Below are 15,071 nucleotides of genomic sequence, written 5' to 3' on the forward strand. Positions count from 1 at the left end.
TGGACATCTGAAAAGAGAAACTGAGCCGGCTGCGGGTCATTGCTGCTGCTCCTTCTGGCTGTCGCGCCAGTTGCTCTCGACGGGCCAGACCGAGACCCGCTCGCGGACGGTGATGGCCGGGCGCGGTATGGTCTCCACCGGGACCTGCGGCGAATCCGCCAGCACCCAGGTGTCCTTGGAGCCGCCGCCCTGGCTGGAGTTCACGATCAGTGAGCCCTCCTTGAGTGCTACACGCGTCAAACCGCCGGGCAGGACCCAGACGTCGTCGCCGTCGTTGACGGCGAAGGGCCGCAGGTCCACGTGCCGGGGGCCGAACCTGTCGCCGCTCAGCGTGGGAACGGTGGAGAGCTGCAGGACCGGCTGCGCGATCCAGCCGCGCGGATCGGCAATGACGCGCTTGCGCAGGGCAACGAGTTCGTCCTTGGACGCGTCCGGGCCGATCACGAGTCCCTTGCCGCCGGAGCCGTCCACGGGCTTGACCACGAGTTCGGCCAGGTTGTCCAGGACGTATTCCCGGGCTTCCTTCTCCTCCAGCCGGAACGTGTCCACGTTGGCGATCACCGGCTCCTCGTTCAGGTAGTAGCGGATCAGGTCCGGTACATAGCTGTAGACCAGCTTGTCGTCGGCGACGCCGTTGCCCACGGCGTTGGCGATGGTGACGCCCCCGGCGCGGGCGGCGTTCACGAGGCCCGGGCAGCCGAGCATGGAGTCCGCGCGGAACTGCAGCGGGTCCAGGAACTCGTCGTCGATCCGTTTGTAGATCACGTCCACACGCTGTTCCCCGGCGGTGGTGCGCATGTAGACCCGGTTTCCGCGGCAGATGAGGTCGCGGCCCTCCACGAGTTCCACGCCCATCAGGCCGGCCAGCAGGGTGTGCTCGAAGTAGGCGCTGTTGAAGACACCGGGCGTCAGGACCACCACGGTGGGATCGTCGACGCCGGAGGGGGCCGTCTTGCGCAGGGCGGACAGCAGCCGGCGGGGGTACTCTTCGACCGGCCGGATGAGCTGCTGGCCGAACGCTTCGGGCAAGCCCTTGGCCATGGCCCGGCGGTTCTCCAGGACGTAGCTCACTCCGGAGGGCACGCGGACATTGTCCTCGAGGACGCGGAAAGTCCCCTCGGCGTCGCGGACGACGTCGATGCCGGAGATGTGGACGCGGACGCCGCCGGCGGGCTCGAAGCCGTGCACCTGGCGGTGGAAGTGGGCGCTCGTTGTGATGAGCTGGCGCGGGATGACGCCGTCGGCCACCACCGTCATTTTGTCGTAGACGTCATTGAGGAAGGCTTCGAGGGCCCGGACGCGCTGGGCCACGCCTTTCTCCAGGACGGTCCATTCGTCGGCCGGGATGACCCGGGGCACGATGTCCAGCGGGAAGGGCCGTTCCTCCCCCGCGAAGTCGAAGGTGACGCCGCGGTCCAGGAACGTCCGCGCCATGGAGTCGGCGCGGGCCGTGACATCAGCCAGCGAGAGTTCCCGCAGGGCCCCGGCAACCTGGCCGTAGGACTTCCTGGCCTGCTGGCCGGGGGTAAACATCTCGTCATAGGCGCCGGTGCGGCCGGCGGCTACGGAGTAATCCTGGAAAAGGTCAGACATGGCAACTAGCCAACCACCTTTTCGTTACGAAATCATTTCCGGGCGCCCGTGGCGGGTGGCGAGCACCAAATTTTCAGGCCGGTTACGGCAAGGTAGGTGCGTGCCCTTGTTCCCCTTGAAGCCCACAGCAGCCACGTACGCGGCAGTTCCCGGCCTGCTGGCCGCCGCAGCCGCCGTCGGGGTTTCCCTTGCTGTCCACACGCTGGTCCCGGTCCTGCCGGCGATGACGCTGGCTGTGGTGTTGGGACTCCTCGCCGCCAACCTTCCGGGGGTCTCCGTCTGGATCGCGGGAGCAGGGCGCCCGGGACTGGACGTCGCGGGCAAACACCTCATGCGAGCCGGGATCGTGGTCCTCGGATTGAAGGTCAGCCTCGTGGACGTGCTGGGACTGGGCTGGGCCGCCCTGCTCCTGATCACGGGCGTGGTGCTGGCCGCCTTCGCCGGAACTTACGGCATCAGCCGGCTGTTCCGGCTGCCGCCGCCGGTGTCGCTGCTGATCGCCACCGGCTTTTCGATCTGCGGGGCCTCGGCGATCGGGGCCATGGCCGCAGTTCGCCGGATCCGGCAAGAGGACACCGTCCTCCCGGTGGCCCTCGTGACTCTGTGCGGCACGCTGGCCATCGGTGTGCTGCCGCTGCTGATGCAGCCCCTGGGACTCAGCCCGGAGGCATTCGGGGCCTGGGCCGGGGCTTCGGTGCATGATGTCGGCCAGGTTGTCGCCACCGCGCAGGCCGCCGGAACGGCGGCGCTGGCGGTCGCCGTCGTCGTCAAACTGACCCGGGTCATCCTGCTCGCGCCGCTGACCGCCGCCGCCGGAATCCACCACCGGTTTGGCCCCGACGCCGGCCCCGATGCCGATTCCGACACCGACAACGACAGCGGGGATGGTGCGAAACGTCCCCCAATCGTCCCCCTCTTTGTGATCGGCTTCGTGGTACTGGCGGCCCTGCGCTCCACGGGCTGGCTCTCCCCCGGTGTCCTCGAGGCTGCCGCGGTGCTGCAGGACCTGCTGCTCGGAATGGCGCTCTTCGGCCTCGGCTCCGCCGTCCGGGTGGGCCAACTTCTGCACACCGGCGGCCGGGGGCTGCTGGCTGCGCTGGCGTCCTGGCTGCTGATTGCCGGGCTGGGGCTGGGCGCAGCACTGCTGATGCTACCCGCGGGCTGAGCGGCCCCGGCCAGTGGGCCAGGACACAGATGTGCATGATTAGATGGCTGGGTGTCGAACCAGAACCTGCGCCGCGATGAAGCCGCTGCCCGCTCAGCCCTGATCATCACCCACAGCTACGACGTGTCCCTTGACGTCCGGCAGGCTGCGGAGGCGACTGTGGCAGGCTACACCAGCCGCAGCATCATCAACTTCTCCGCCGGCGAGGGCTCCTCCACCTTCCTGGACTTCATCGGCAGCGACGTGCACAGCGTGGTCCTGAACGGAGTGGGCCTGCCCGTCGCCGACGTCGTGGACGGCTCCCGGATCCGCCTCGACAACCTCCAGGCCGAGAACCAGGTCACCGTGAATTGCACGGCCCTCTTCAGCACCTCCGGCGAAGGCATGCACCGCTTCTTCGACCCGGCCGACGGTCACTGCTACCTCTACACCCAGTACGAGCCGGCCGACGCCCGCCGGGTCTTCGCGAACTTCGAACAGCCCGACCTGAAGGCCGAATTCACCTTCCACGTGACGGCGCCCTCGGACTGGCAGGTGGCCTCCAACGGTGTCGAATCCCGGCGCACCCAGCTGGCCAGCGACCCCGCCACCAGCCGCTGGGACTTCGCCCCGACCAAGGCGATGTCCACCTACATCACCACCGTGCTGGCCGGCCCGTACTTCAAGGCCGAGGACGCCTGGAGCACGACGCTCGACGACGGAACCAGCCTGGACGTTCCGCTGGCCCTGTACTGCCGTGCCTCGATGGCGCCCTCCTTTGATGCCGGGGCGCTCTTCACGCTCACCAAGAACGGCCTGGACTTCTTCAACGAGCTCTTCGACTTCCCGTATCCATGGGGCAAATACGACCAGGCTTTTGTGCCCGAGTACAACCTCGGCGCGATGGAGAACCCGGGGCTGGTGACCTTCACCGAGAGCTACGTGTTCACCTCGCGGGCCGCCGATTCGCAGTACCAGGCCCGCGCCAACACCCTGCTGCACGAGATGGCGCACATGTGGTTCGGCGACCTCGTCACCATGCAATGGTGGGACGATCTGTGGCTCAAGGAATCCTTCGCCGACTACATGGGCACCCTCGGCGTCGACCGGACCACGGGCTGGGCCACGGCCTGGGTGAACTTCGCCAGCAACCGCAAGGCCTGGGCCTATGTGCAAGACCAGCTGCCCACCACGCACCCCATCGTCGCCGACATCCCGGACCTTGAGGCGGCGAAGCAGAACTTCGACGGCATCACCTATGCCAAGGGTGCCTCGGTGCTCAAGCAGCTGGTGGCCTTCGTGGGCTTCGAGGCGTTCGTTGCCGGCTCCCGGCAGTACTTCAAGGACCACGCCTACGGCAACACCACCCTGGCCGACCTCCTGGCCGCGCTCGGCGCCGCCTCCGGCCGCGACCTCGGGGAATGGGCACGCCAGTGGCTGCAGACCTCCGGCATCTCTACCCTCTCCAGCGAGATCGAGGAGCACGCCGGTGTGCTGGGCACCGTGACACTTGTGCAGGACGCCCAGGACCCCATCACCGGCCGGCAGGAACTCCGCCCGCACCGGCTGCGCATCGGCCTCTACGAGACGGACGACGCCGGCGCCCTGGTGCGCACCGACAGCATCGAGACCGACGTCAGCGGTGGCCGCACCGAGGTGGCGGAACTGTCAGGCAAGGCGCGCCCGGCCCTGCTGCTGGTGAACGACGAGGATCTCAGCTACGCGAAGGTGCGGCTGGATCCGTACTCCGAATCCACCGTGCGCAGCTCCCTGGACAAACTCAGCGACCCAATGGCCCGTGCCCTTTGCTGGACTGCCCTGTGGAACTCGGCCCGCGACGCCGTCACGCCGGCGTCCCTCTACGTCGATGCCGCGCAGCGCTTCGGCCCCGCCGAAACAGGAATCGGCGTGCTGCTCAATGTGCTCGGCAACGCCGTCACGGCGATCGAGCGCTACGTGCCCAGGGCCCGGCGGGACGAGATCCGGCGCGGATTCCTGGCCGTCGCGGCCACCGAACTCCGGCGGGCCGAACCGGGCTCGGACCGGCAGCTGGCGTGGGCGCGCACGCTGGCCGCCACGAGCCGCTTCGACGCCGGGTACCTCGACCTGGTCCGCGGCATCCTGGCCGGCAGCACCGTCATCGAGGGCCTGGCCGTCGATTCCGAACTGCGCTGGAACCTGTGGCTCGCGCTGGCCGCTAACGGCCAGGCCACCCGGGAGCAGCTGGATGAGGAGCTGGCGCGGGACAACACGGCCGCGGGCAAGTCCGGTCACGCCACCGCCCTCGCCGCACGCCCGGAGCCGGCCGTCAAGGAAGCGGCATGGGAGGAAGCCGTGAACGGCACCTCGCTCTCGAACCAGCTGCTCAGCGCTACCATCGCCGGTTTCACCACCGCCCCGGCGTCGCTGCTGGGCGGGTTCATTGACCGCTATTTCGAGTGCCTGGAGCAGGTGTGGGCCGGGCGCAGCATTGAGATTGCCAGCAGGATCGTCCGTGGCCTCTACCCGGCCGGGCAGGATCTGGACGGGAACGGTTCCGACCCGGATACGCACGCCGTGATTACCCGGACCGATAACTGGCTGGCCGAACACCCGGAAGCGCCGCGGGCGCTGCGCCGCATCATCATTGAACAGCGCAGCCACCTGCACCGTGCCCTGGCGTCACAGGCGGTCTCCTAGCGCCTTCCGGTGAGCGGCCGAATACGCCTTCGCGGGGGCCGGGGCGCCGGCGGAATCTTCCCCCGGCCTTACGGCACGCGGTGCAGCCACTCGGGGGTGCCGAACTTGGCCTCAACCCGGTGGACCGCCGCGGCGAGCTCCGCGGCGGTGAGCTCCGAGGCTGTCGCCGCGTAGCGTTCGGTGAAGACCTCCATCATGGCAGCGACGATCTCCGCCCGGGCCAGGCCCGTCTGGCGGCGGAGCGGATCCACCCGCTTCCTGGCGCTTGTGGTGCCCTTATCGGAGAGCTTCTCCTTGCCGATCCGCAGGACCTCGACCATTTTGTCGGCGTCGATGTCGTAGCTCATGGTCACGTGGTGCAGCATGCCGCCGTTGGCGAGCCGCTTCTGCGCGGCACCGCCGATCTTGCCCTGGTCCGTGGCGATATCGTTGAGTGGGACGTAGAAGGCGCTGATCCCCATCTTCCCGAGGGCGGCCATCACCCAGGCGTCCAGGAAGCCGTAGGAGTCGGCGAAGCTGATGCCGTCGACGAGGGTCTGCGGCAGGTACAGCGAGTAGGTGATGCAGTTGCCGGCCTCCATGAACATCGCCCCGCCGCCGCTGATCCGGCGGACCACACTGATGCCGTGGCGTTCGACACCGGCGGGATACAGTTCGTTGCGGACGGACTGGAAGCTGCCGATCACCACTGACGGTTCCTCCCAGTCCCAGAAGCGCAGGGTCGGGTTGCGGCGGCCGGCGCCGACCTCCTCGGTGAGCACCTCGTCGAGGGCGACGTTGACGTGGGTGCTCAGCACGGAGGGCGCGATGATGTTCCAGTGGTGGTCGGCCCAGCCGGTGGCTTTAGCGAGGGCGCGCCGGACGGTGACGGCGACGGCGTCGGCGGAAAAGCCGAACAGGACCGCATCAGCGGGCAGGTCCGCGTTCACGGCGGCGGCGATGTCCGCGGCGCTGAAGTCCGCCGGGAGCCCGGTGAGGGCCCGGTTGATCGCCAGCAGCGCCTCATCCGGTTCAAGGAAGAAGTCGCCGCTGAGCGAGACGTTGGCCAGGACGCCGTCGACGACGTCGAAGTCGGCCACCACGAGTTTTCCGCCGGGAACCTTGTACTCCCCGTGGCGGCGGCCGCCGTCGTCATCGCTGCTGGATCCGGTTGCCGCGGGAAGGGTTGTCATGTCCTTCATCCTGCCACGACGCCCAGGCCGCAGGCACACCGCCGAGCGGGGACAGGACGCAAAAAGCCCGCACCGTAAACGGTGCGGGCTTTTCCAAAAGACCTTGGGGAAGAGAGTTACTTCTTGCCGCCGAAGCCCTTGAAGCGAGCGTTGAAGCGCTCGACGCGGCCTGCAGAGTCCATGATGCGCTGCTTGCCCGTGTAGAACGGGTGGGACTCGGAGGAGATTTCGACGTCAATAACGGGGTACGTGTTTCCGTCTTCCCACTCGATGGTCTTCTTGGAAGACACGGTGGACTTGGTCAGGAATTTGACGCCGGAAGCCAGGTCGTTGAAAACAACAGCTTCGTACTTCGGGTGAGTATCAGACTTCATAATTGGACCTTTGTTCGCACAACTGGATTTTGCCAGTTGCCAGGTATGAATGGGATGGCCGGCGGAATGCACCGGACGGCCAGCTATCAATCATAGCGGAAAGTCTGCGCCCCTGCCGACGGCCGGCGGCGCGGTTATGCCGCGGAATCCGGGCGGCACAGCAGTACAGCGTCAGTGGTGTGGACGGAGTTCCCAGAACGCGACGGCGGACGCCGCCGCCACGTTGAGCGAGTCGACGCCGGTGCGCATGGGGATCTTCACGGTGAGGTCGACGGCGGCGAGGGTGCCTGCGCTCATCCCGGCGCCTTCTGTGCCGAGCACGAGGGCCAGCTTCTCCGGTTTCCGGACGGCCAGTTCGTCGAGGTCCACGGCGTCGTCGGTGAGCTCCAGGGCCGCCACGGTGAAGCCCAGGTCCTTCAACACCCGCAGGTCCCCCGGCCAGTCGTCCAGCCGTGCCCAGGGCACCTGGAACACGGCGCCCATACTGACCCGGACACTGCGGCGGTACAACGGGTCCCCGCAGCGCGGCGAGACGAGGACGGCGTCCACGCCAAGTGCCGCGGCGGAGCGGAAGATCGCGCCGACGTTGGTGTGGTCCACAATGTCCTCCAGCACGGCCACCCGGCGGGCGCCGGCGAGCAGCCCGGGCAGCGGAACAGGCTGCGGGCGGTGCATGGCGGCCATCGCGCCGCGGTGCAGATGGAAGCCGGTGATGTCCTCGAGGAGCGCGGCGGAGCCGATGTAGGCCGGCACCTCCGGGTACTGCTCAAAGATGTCCCGGAGCTCCCCGAGCCATTTTTCGGCGAGGAAGAAGGAGCGCGGCCGGTGTCCTGCCGCGAGGGCCCGGCGCAATACGCGGGAGGATTCGGCGATGTACATGCCCTCGGCCGGTTCCCGCAGCTTGCGCAGGTGTACGTCCGTCAGCTGGGTGTAGTCGGATACCCGCGGGTCGTCGGCGGATTCGAGGTGGTGGAACGTCACTGGCGGGCCATTTCAGCGGGAGATTTCAACGGGTCACGGGAACGGATCACTTGAACAGGTTGGCGATCATGAAGCCCAGCGCGGTGAGGCCCAGGCTGAAGATGACCCCGCGCAGGACCACCGGGGAGAGTTTCCGGCCCACCCTGGAGCCGACCACGCCGCCGATCAGGGAGCTCACGGCGATCAGCCCGACGACGGTCCAGTTGATCCGATCGAAGGCGAAGAGCAGGTAGGAGGCTGCCGCGACCACGTTTACGCCGAGGACCAGGATGTTTTTCATCGCGTTGGCGTTCTGGATGGTCCCGGTCATGAACACACCCAGGATCCCGACGAGCAGGATGCCCTGCGCGGCGACGAAGTACCCGCCGTAGACGCCGGCCAGATAGACCAGCACGACGAGGACGACGCCGTGGCTCCGGTCGCGGATGGCATGTTCCGGGTTCTGTTCCCGGTTCCGGACCCACTGCTGGAGCCTGGGCTGGAGCACGACCATCAGCAGCGCCAGCACAATCAACGCGGGGGCCGCATAGTGGAAGACCCTCTCCGGCAGGTGCAGCAGCAGGTAGGCCCCGGTGATGCCGCCCAGGAGGGAAGCGGGCAGGAGCTTGACGAGCTGCCTGCCGCGGCCGGCGAGTTCCTTACGGTAGCCCCAGGCTCCGGCCGCGTTTCCGGCCACAAGGCCCATCGCATTGCTGATGGACGCCGTGACGGGCGCGTAGCCGAGGGCGATGAGGACCGGAAAGGTGACGAGGGTGCCGGACCCGACCACGCTGTTGATGGTTCCGGCCCACAGCCCGGCGACGAAGATGAAGACGCTGTTAAGGAGCTCCACGCGCTGTCAGCGGCCCCGTCAGCGGCGGGCGGTGGCGGTGTATCGCCCGGCGGCGACGCTGACGTCCAGCGGCAGCCCGAAGGTCTCGCTCAGGTTTTCGGCGGTCAGGACCTCCGCGAGCGGACCCTGGGCGACGACGCCGCCGTCGCGCATCAGCATGGCGTGCGTGAAGCCGGGCGGGACCTCCTCGAGGTGGTGTGTGACCAGGACGATCGCGGGGGCATCCTCATCGCGGGCGAGTTCGCCGAGCCGGTGGACGAGGTCCTCACGGCCGCCGAGGTCGAGGCCGGCGGCCGGTTCGTCGAGGAGTAGCAGTTCGGGGTCCGTCATCAGCGCGCGGGCGATCTGGACCCGCTTGCGTTCCCCCTCGGAGAGCGAGGCGAACGGCCTGTTCAGCAGCAGTCCCATGCCCCATTCGTTCAGGAGGCCAAAAGCGCGGCGTTCGTCGTCCTTCTCATAGCCCTCGCGCCAGCGCCCGGTGACGCCGTAAGCGGCGGTCACAACGACGTTGAGGACCTTCTCCTGCTCAGGGATCTGGTTGGCCAGGGCGGCCGAGGACAGGCCGATCCGCGGCCGGAGTTCGAACACGTCGACGGCGCCGAGGATTTCCTCCAGGATGCCGGCCATGCCGGACGTGGGGTGGATCCGGGCGGCGGCGACCTGCAGCAGAGTGGTCTTGCCGGCGCCGTTGGGGCCCAGGATCACCCAACGCTCGCCCTCTTTGACCTGCCAGTCCACCTTGTTCAGGAGGGTTTTAGCCCCTCGTACAACGCTGACGGCGGCCATTTCAAGAACATCACTCATAGGAGTAGACACTAGGACAAAAGGGCGGGCGACTGATAACCGGAACACCGCTCCCACGCCGTGCCCGGGCAGAACCCGCGCCGCGGCGTCACTGGAACGCAACGAATTCGGGCCGCCCCCGGCCGCTCGCTAGGATTGCAGCCATGACTTTGAACGTGACCGCAGTCAGCTGCGGCCTGAAACTGTCCCATCCCGAGGTGCAGCACCTACGTGCCGCGCTGACCGCCGCCGGGGTGACGCTCGACGCCGGGACCCGCACCGGAGACAGCCGCTTCGAGGTGTATACCGCCCACGGATCGCTGGAGACCGGCCCCGCCGACGTCGACGGCGAAACTGCGCTGGCCGGGCTGCGCCGGGAGGTAGCGGACAACGGCGTCGACGGCGTGGACACCGCCATCGTGCCGGGTGCCCTGCGTAACGCCCCGCGGAAATTCCTCATCATGGACGTCGACTCGACGCTGATCCAGCAGGAGGTCATCGAACTCCTCGCCGCCTACGCCGGCAAACGCGAGGAAGTCACCGCGGTGACAGAGGCCGCAATGCGCGGCGAACTGGACTTCGCCCAGAGCCTGCACGCCCGGGTCGCAGTCCTTGCCGGGCTGCCCGCCGACGTCGTCGTTTCCGTCCGTGCCGAAGTGACACTGAGCCTGGGCGCGGCCGAGCTGGTGGCGGCCTTCCGGTCCGCGGGCCACGCGGTTGCCGTGGTGTCCGGAGGCTTCAACCAGATCCTCCGGCCGATCGCCGAGGGCCTCGGCCTGGACTACTGGATCGCCAACGAGCTTGAAATCGTCGACGGCGCGCTGACCGGGAAGGTCCTCGGCGACGTGATCGACCGCGCGGCCAAGGAGAAGTATCTGCGCGAATGGGCCGCGAAGGAAGGCATCCCGATGGAGCACACGATTGCCGTGGGCGACGGCGCCAACGACCTTGACATGCTCGGCGCCGCCGGGATCGGCATCGCGTTCAACGCCAAGCCGGCCGTCCGTGCCGTCGCTGACGCCGCGGTGAACCTGCCCTACCTCGACGCCGTCCGGCACATCGCGGGGGTCTGACGCTGGACTGACAACAACAAAGGCCGGGGCAGTTTGCCCCGGCCTTCATTGCGTTCCGCCTAGAAGGCTGGTGCCTAGTTGTTGCTCTTCTCGGATGCCGTCGTACCAAAGTAGTCGGCTCCGCCGACGTATTCGGTGTGACCGGGCTCGACGTCGGCCGTGACCATCTTTGCGACCTCGGCGGCGAACTCCTTGACCGAGTAGAGCCTCCCGGCCTCGGCACGGCGTGCCTCGATGGCGCCCGGGTTGGAGCGGTCCAGCAGGGTGGCAGTGACGGTGCCCTCGATCATGTCGCCGGAGACGACGACAAGCGAGATGCCTTTCTCGGCCAGGTTCGGGACGAGCTCGCGGAGCGCGTCCTCGCCGGCGCGCTTGCTGCGGGCCACCTGCTCGTACTCCGGCATGGTGGGCACGGTGTTGATGAAGTGGGCCTGGTGGCTGGTTACGAAGACCACGCGGGAGCCCTCGGGCATCAGCGGCACGGCAGCGTTGAGCATGTTCACCTGGGCGTCGCGGTTGAGCTTGAGCGCGTAGCCCTCCTCCATGCCGGATTCCATCCCGCCGGAAGCGTTGAGGACCAGGACATCGAGTGAGCCGAAGTTCTCCATGGCGGCGCTGGCCAGGGCCTGGACGCCTTCCTGGGTGGTGAGGTCTGCGCCCACGGCGGCAGCGCGGCCGCCGGCGGCCTCGATCTCCGCGACCACCTTGTTGGCGCGCGGTGCCTTCTGTCGGTAGTTCACGACGACGGCGGCGCCCTCGGCGGCGAGGAACTTGGCGACTTCGGCGCCGATGCCCCTCGATGAACCGGTCACTATTGCGGTCTTGTTATCCAGCAGTCCCATACGATCTCCTTTGTTCCAAACGTCCAAAAACGGTGGGTCTGCAGTCCATCATGCCAGCGGTGCAGGGGTTTTCGGTTGTCCGGGTTCCACAAAGAAGCCGTACCGGGCTAGTTCCGGCTGTGCGCGGCGGCGTAGGCTCGCGGGCATGGAAAGGCCACACAGCACGCGCCGCGGCGGCTCCGTGCCGCGCGGCGTGGGCGGGGAATCGACGCCGGAGCAGGTCTTCAGCGGCTCGACCAGGGGCCTGGAACTGTGCCATGCCGTGGAGCGGCTGCTGGCCACCACGGCGCCGGCGACGATGCGGGCGACGATGCGGGCGACGAAAAGCCAGGTGGCATTCCGGGGAAAGCGCGGCTTTGCCTACCTCTGGTGGCCCGGCCGGTACCTTGATTCCGACATCCCGGCCGTACTGTCCATCGCCTTGCCGCGGCGCATCGACTCCACCAGGTTCAAGGAAGTGGCCAGCCCGTCCCCCGGTGTGTGGATGCATCATCTCGAGCTGCACACCGTGGACGAGCTCGACGCCGAGGTGGCGGACTGGCTGCGGGAAGCCCGCGAGAACGCCGGCTAGCTTCAGCTGTGGTCGATCCTGATCTTCTTTGCGGATGCGTCCGGCGCCGTCACGGGGGCAGGTGCCCTCACTTCCAGGACACCGTCCTTGTAGGTGGCCGTAATGTCTTCTTCCCGGGCGCCCGGCGGCAGGGCAATGCTGCGCGTGAACGAGCCGTAGCGGAACTCCGAGCGGTAGCCGGTCTTTCCCCTGTGCTCGGTCTTCTCCTCGCGTTCGGCTTTGATGTGCAGCATCCCCTCGCTGACCGAGACCTCGACGTCCTTGTCAGGATCTATCCCTGGCACTTCCGCGCGCACCACCAGGGTGCTGCCGTCCACGAACTGCTCGACCTTGATGGACGACGTCATCGTCAGGTCACCGTCCAGGAAACGCCTAATCGGCTCCAACACGTCCGACGGTACCCACTTGTTGAGTTCAGCCATGATTGTCCTCCTGGATCCATGCCCTGCCCTGGTGCGGTCAAGGGCTGTAGCCCCATTACACACCCGAGGGCGCACGGTGTTAAGGGCAACAAGTCCCGTGGCCGGGCAGCCGGAACCCGTCGTCGGATAGTGCCTAGTGGCCCATGCCGAGGCCGCCGTCGACCGGGATGACGGCGCCGGAGATGTAGGCGGCCTCATCGCTGGCGATCCAGCGGACAACGTTCGCTACCTCGGAGGCTTCGGCGAAGCGGCCGGCCGGGACCTTGGACAGGTAGTCCTTCTGGGTTGCCTCGGGCAGCTCCGCAGTCATGTCCGTGTTGATGAAGCCGGGGGCCACCACGTTCGCGGTGATGCCGCGGCCCCCGAGTTCGCGGGTCAGGGAACGGGCGATGCCGACGAGGCCGGCCTTGGAGGCCGAGTAGTTGATCTGGCCCGGCGCGCCGTACAGGCCGGACACCGAGGAAATCAGCACCACGCGGCCCTTGCGTGCCCGGATCATGCCCTTGGAGGCCCGCCTAATGACGCGGAAGGCGCCGGTGAGGTTGGTGTCGATGACGGACGTGAAATCGTCCTCGCTCATGCGCATCAGCAGGGTGTCCTTGGTAATGCCGGCGTTCGCCACGAGCACCTCAACGGGGCCGTGGGCCGCCTCCACCTCGGTGAACGCGGCGTCCACGGAGGCTTCGTCGGTGACGTCGGCCTTGACGCCGAGGATACCCTCGGGAAGCGTCGACCCGCTGCGGTACGTAACGGCAACCTTGTCTCCATTGGCGAGGAAGGCTTCCGCGATGGCGAGGCCGATTCCGCGGTTGCCGCCGGTGATCAGGACGCTGCGGCCGGTGGTAGCTGCTTCAGGCATGTTGGTGCTCCGGGATTCTGCGGCGCAACGGCGCCGCGCTGGGGGCTGGATTTTCCTGCCTCCGATCTTAGCGCCCGGCAGTCATGTGTTTGGGCGGCTCCCCCGATGGTGAGAGAATTGTAGTAAGCCTTGGGAGCGTGATCTGACAGCCTTGACACTCAAAAACCGATCAGGTGTGCCGATGCCCGGGAACCCGGATGAACCATCTGGTGACACCGAGGTACACAGCATTACGGACGCCGCCACCGCGCACTCCGAAGAGATGCGCCAGCGGATGATCAAGTACGCCGTGGCCATGGGCATACGCATGGTGTGCCTGATCCTGATCTTTGTGGTGGACGGCTGGTTCAAGGTGATCCCGGTCATCGGCGCCGTGTTCCTGCCTTGGGTTGCCGTCATCATCGCCAACGGCAGTGACAAGGCCGAGATCCACAGCGATTCCCTGCTGGACTACGTTCCCCTGGGCGAACTTTCCGCCGCGGCCGCCGCGCCCCAGACAGGCGCCGGTTCCGGGGTCCCCGCGCCTGAGGACCCGTCGCTGACGCTGCTGCAGGGTGAGCTGGCCGACGACGAAGAACGTGCCGACGACGACGGCGAGCACGGGCGGGCAGCCTCATGAACCTTCTTGACCTGGCCGGAAACGGCGGGGCGGCCGGGCCGTCCGAAGCAGTCTGCTCGCGCAAGGCCTGCCGGGCAGCCGCAGAATGGCAGCTGTTGTGGAACAACCCGAAAATCCACACACCGGAGCGGCGCAAGATCTGGCTCGCCTGCGGAGAGCACCGGGACTGGTTCGAGGACTATCTCCAGACCCGCGGGCTCTGGAAAGAAACCATGGCGTTGGACGACGCCGGCAAGGCAAGATGAATGTACCGTTTTCTCTTCTCCAGCAAATGGCTGGGGTACCTGTTGCTGGCCGCGATCTTCGCCGCCGCCTGTGTGGGTCTGGGCCGATGGCAGATGGACCGCCGGGCGGAGACGCTGGCCGAAATCAACCGCGTCACCTCCAATTATTCCGCCGCTCCCGTGCCGTTCGCTGAGGTCGCGGACCAGTTCAGCTCGCTGGACGCGCACCGCGAGTGGACCCAGGTGGAACTGAAGGGCAGCTACGACCTGTCCGGCCAGCGCATCGTCCGCAACCGGCCGCTCAACGGGCAGCCCGGCTACGAAGTCGTGGTTCCCCTTCGACTCGAAACGGGAGAAACCGTCGTCATCGACCGGGGCTGGCTGCCGATCGGCAACAGCAATCCGGGCCGGCCCGACTCGGTTCCTGCGCCGCCGCAGGGCACCGTGACCGTCATTGCCCGCCTCAAGCCGGCCGAGCCAGAGCTCCAGCGCGGCGCCCCGGACGGCCAGCTGGCTTCGATTGACCTCGCCGCCTACTCCGCGCAGCTGGGCTATCCGCTGCTCACCGGCGCCTACGGCCAGCTGGCCGCGGAAAGCCCGGCCGTGGCTGAGATGCCCTTCCCGTTTCCCAAGCCGTCCACCAATGAGGGAACACACCTGTCCTACTCGCTGCAGTGGTTCGCCTTCGGTGTGCTGCTGTTCATCGGCTTTGGCTACGCGGCCCGGCAGCAGGCGCGGAACGCGGCGATTGACGCCGAGGATGCAGAAGCCGGGGCGGATGACGGTTTCATGCATTCCAGCGGCCCGGCAGTCCGACGCCGGCCGGTCCCCCGGAAGCGGAAGAACGCGACCGCGGAGGAAGCGGAAGATGCCATCCTGGACGCCCAGGGTTACTAGAGAAGC

General features: G+C 67.4%; 16 protein-coding genes. 7 read left to right on the top strand and 9 right to left on the bottom strand.

Annotated features, from left to right (window positions below; translation table 11 throughout):
- Positions 1-36: 36 nt before the first annotated feature.
- Entirely contained in the window at positions 37-1,593 is a 1,557-nt protein-coding gene (locus ACZYZE_RS13390; RefSeq protein ID WP_459317939.1) for a circularly permuted type 2 ATP-grasp protein, read from the bottom strand.
- Between the two features lie 100 nt (positions 1,594-1,693).
- Between ACZYZE_RS13390 and ACZYZE_RS13395 the strand changes: the two genes are divergently transcribed.
- Positions 1,694-2,758, top strand: coding sequence for a YeiH family protein (locus ACZYZE_RS13395; RefSeq protein WP_463908146.1), 1,065 nt, complete (start codon positions 1,694-1,696; stop codon positions 2,756-2,758).
- A gap of 51 nt (positions 2,759-2,809) precedes the next feature.
- Positions 2,810-5,416, top strand: a complete 2,607-nt coding sequence (gene pepN, locus ACZYZE_RS13400) for an aminopeptidase N (RefSeq protein WP_463908148.1) — start codon at positions 2,810-2,812, stop codon at positions 5,414-5,416.
- 68 nt (positions 5,417-5,484) lie between these two features.
- Here the strand turns inward: pepN and lplAB are convergent, their stop codons facing one another.
- The 5 genes from lplAB to ACZYZE_RS13425 form a co-directional block, all read right to left on the bottom strand.
- Complete coding sequence (gene lplAB / locus ACZYZE_RS13405; RefSeq protein ID WP_463908150.1) at positions 5,485-6,588, bottom strand: lipoate-protein ligase LplAB; 1,104 nt, start codon at positions 6,586-6,588, stop codon at positions 5,485-5,487.
- Positions 6,589-6,704: 116 nt separating this feature from the next.
- Positions 6,705-6,962 carry a type B 50S ribosomal protein L31 gene (locus ACZYZE_RS13410; protein WP_024365679.1) on the bottom strand — a complete coding sequence of 86 codons (258 nt, stop codon included), beginning with the start codon at positions 6,960-6,962 and terminating at the stop codon, positions 6,705-6,707.
- Between the two features lie 171 nt (positions 6,963-7,133).
- On the bottom strand, positions 7,134-7,943 hold the full coding sequence (locus tag ACZYZE_RS13415) for a TrmH family RNA methyltransferase (protein WP_459317943.1): 810 nt from the start codon (positions 7,941-7,943) through the stop codon (positions 7,134-7,136).
- A gap of 46 nt (positions 7,944-7,989) precedes the next feature.
- Positions 7,990-8,775 (bottom strand): sulfite exporter TauE/SafE family protein, encoded by a 786-nt coding sequence (locus ACZYZE_RS13420; protein ID WP_463908152.1) that lies wholly within the window; start codon positions 8,773-8,775, stop codon positions 7,990-7,992.
- An 18-nt stretch (positions 8,776-8,793) separates the two neighbouring features.
- Positions 8,794-9,579: an ABC transporter ATP-binding protein gene (locus ACZYZE_RS13425; protein WP_459317945.1), complete on the bottom strand. Its 786-nt coding sequence runs from the start codon at positions 9,577-9,579 to the stop codon at positions 8,794-8,796.
- A 143-nt stretch (positions 9,580-9,722) separates the two neighbouring features.
- Between ACZYZE_RS13425 and serB the strand changes: the two genes are divergently transcribed.
- Positions 9,723-10,631 (top strand): phosphoserine phosphatase SerB, encoded by a 909-nt coding sequence (gene serB / locus ACZYZE_RS13430; protein ID WP_459317946.1) that lies wholly within the window; start codon positions 9,723-9,725, stop codon positions 10,629-10,631.
- A 74-nt stretch (positions 10,632-10,705) separates the two neighbouring features.
- On the opposite strand, the gene ACZYZE_RS13435 is transcribed toward serB, so the two are convergent.
- Complete coding sequence (locus ACZYZE_RS13435; protein ID WP_463908154.1) at positions 10,706-11,473, bottom strand: SDR family oxidoreductase; 768 nt, start codon at positions 11,471-11,473, stop codon at positions 10,706-10,708.
- Between the two features lie 145 nt (positions 11,474-11,618).
- On the opposite strand from ACZYZE_RS13435, the gene ACZYZE_RS13440 reads away from it, so the two are divergent.
- A complete protein-coding gene (locus ACZYZE_RS13440; protein WP_463908156.1) occupies positions 11,619-12,044 on the top strand; it encodes a DUF5655 domain-containing protein in 426 nt (141 codons plus the stop codon).
- Between the two features lie 2 nt (positions 12,045-12,046).
- Here ACZYZE_RS13440 and ACZYZE_RS13445 read toward each other — a convergent pair whose 3' ends face one another.
- Both ACZYZE_RS13445 and ACZYZE_RS13450 read right to left on the bottom strand, forming a co-directional pair.
- Complete coding sequence (locus ACZYZE_RS13445) at positions 12,047-12,466, bottom strand: Hsp20/alpha crystallin family protein (RefSeq protein ID WP_459317949.1); 420 nt, start codon at positions 12,464-12,466, stop codon at positions 12,047-12,049.
- A gap of 133 nt (positions 12,467-12,599) precedes the next feature.
- A complete protein-coding gene (locus tag ACZYZE_RS13450) occupies positions 12,600-13,325 on the bottom strand; it encodes a beta-ketoacyl-ACP reductase (RefSeq protein WP_459317950.1) in 726 nt (241 codons plus the stop codon).
- A 181-nt stretch (positions 13,326-13,506) separates the two neighbouring features.
- Between ACZYZE_RS13450 and ACZYZE_RS13455 the strand changes: the two genes are divergently transcribed.
- Genes ACZYZE_RS13455 through ACZYZE_RS13465 form a run of 3 tightly spaced genes read left to right on the top strand, consistent with a single transcriptional unit; the run spans position 13,507 to position 15,065 of the window.
- Positions 13,507-13,944: a DUF3099 domain-containing protein gene (locus ACZYZE_RS13455; RefSeq protein ID WP_459317951.1), complete on the top strand. Its 438-nt coding sequence runs from the start codon at positions 13,507-13,509 to the stop codon at positions 13,942-13,944.
- Positions 13,941-14,189: a hypothetical protein gene (locus ACZYZE_RS13460; protein ID WP_463908158.1), complete on the top strand. Its 249-nt coding sequence runs from the start codon at positions 13,941-13,943 to the stop codon at positions 14,187-14,189. Before ACZYZE_RS13455 ends, ACZYZE_RS13460 begins: the two co-directional genes overlap by 4 nt.
- Positions 14,190-15,065: an SURF1 family cytochrome oxidase biogenesis protein gene (locus tag ACZYZE_RS13465; protein WP_459317953.1), complete on the top strand. Its 876-nt coding sequence runs from the start codon at positions 14,190-14,192 to the stop codon at positions 15,063-15,065.
- Positions 15,066-15,071: the final 6 nt, after the last annotated feature.

This window comes from Pseudarthrobacter woesei (assembly GCF_055412745.1).